1 pseudogene is annotated in these 1,259 nt (G+C 64.0%); it reads right to left on the bottom strand.

Features of this window, described 5'->3' with window-relative positions:
• Positions 1-361 precede the first annotated feature (361 nt).
• Positions 362-1,172, bottom strand: a pseudogene (locus HC022_RS26820) (IS5 family transposase); the annotation flags it as partial.
• Positions 1,173-1,259: the final 87 nt, after the last annotated feature.

Here is a 1,259-nt window from a genome sequence, read left to right as displayed (position 1 = left end):
GAACGGCCGGAGGATCGCGCCATCACGCCTAGCAAGACGGAAAACAATTCCGCTCGCCCGACTATTTCAGCACCCTGTTAGGCTTGGCGATCCGCTGGAAGAACATCGCCTGGCCCATCATCGGGCCGATCCCGCCCATCTGGAACATCAGCCGTTGCAGCGTCTCCGAGCGCTCCTTGGGGTCGTGGCAACGCCACCGGTCGTATTTCTCGGCGAGATACCACGGGATCGCGCCGCTCTCGAACACTGCGAAGTCATCAGCGCCGCGATCAACGATGGTCGGAATGCGCCCGTTCGGGTTCAGGTGGACCGGGCGCAGGAGATCATCCAGCGACATGCCCTCGAAGAAGGGCTCTGCCGGGTCGACCCGACCTCGGGCGTGATAGCCCGTCCAGCGTTTCCAGAAGGCCCGGCCATAGTATCGGGTAGCGCGCAGGGTGTCGTTTCTGGCGCGTGCCGCGGGGCAGTCATCCTTCCAAAGCCGCCCGTTCTTGCGGATCGGGATGATCGGAACCGCGTTACGCTCGATGAAGGCGGTGTGGCAGCGGCGCGTGTCGTAGACGCCGTCCGCGGTCACTGTGCCGATCAGTTCGCTCTCCGGGATCTGGCGTAGCAGGTCGGGCAGCACGGGGCTGTCCACTGCCCGGCAGTGGTTTGCGCAGCACAACCACGAGAGGGATCCTGGCGGCTTGGCGTGAATTCCACAGCGCGGATGTCGGATGTGGCCGGGTCCGTGGCCAGATGGAGCTTGCGCCACTGGCGTCGCCCCCGAATCCCGTGTTTGCGTGCCTGCCATTCGCCATCGCCGAGGAGCTTGATCCCGGTGCTATCTGTCACCCGGCAGGACATTTCGTAGAAATTGTCCCGAGAGGGCACGAGCAAGTTCAGCGGGCCATCCGCGCGGCGATACGGGACCTGGACCGCCAAGTTCTTTTGCCTGCGGCACAGCGTCGAGAAATCCGGCACTGGCCAGTCCAGCCCCGCCAGTTTCAGCAGGCTTGCCACCATCCCGGCGGTCTGGCGAAGCGGCAGCCTGAACAGGATCTTGATCCCCTCGCGGGACATCGCTTCGCGATGCCCTGCCGGGCAGTGGGCAGCCAAAACTGAATGGCTGCATCGGAAAACACCGCTGGCCATCTGCGTCGCCATTCATGAGACGCAAGCCAGGTCATTTCCTTGTCGACCCAACCTCTCGGGACATTGCCGCGCAATGCCCTGTCGGTCAGTGGATCAGCAGAGACCCCCGCTTGCGCAGCGAC

It is taken from the genome of Salipiger sp. HF18 (genome assembly GCF_011806505.1).
Lineage (GTDB): Bacteria > Pseudomonadota > Alphaproteobacteria > Rhodobacterales > Rhodobacteraceae > Salipiger > Salipiger thiooxidans.
The sequence above is the reverse complement of the archived record's forward strand: the minus strand, read 5'-3'. Positions and strand labels throughout refer to the sequence as shown.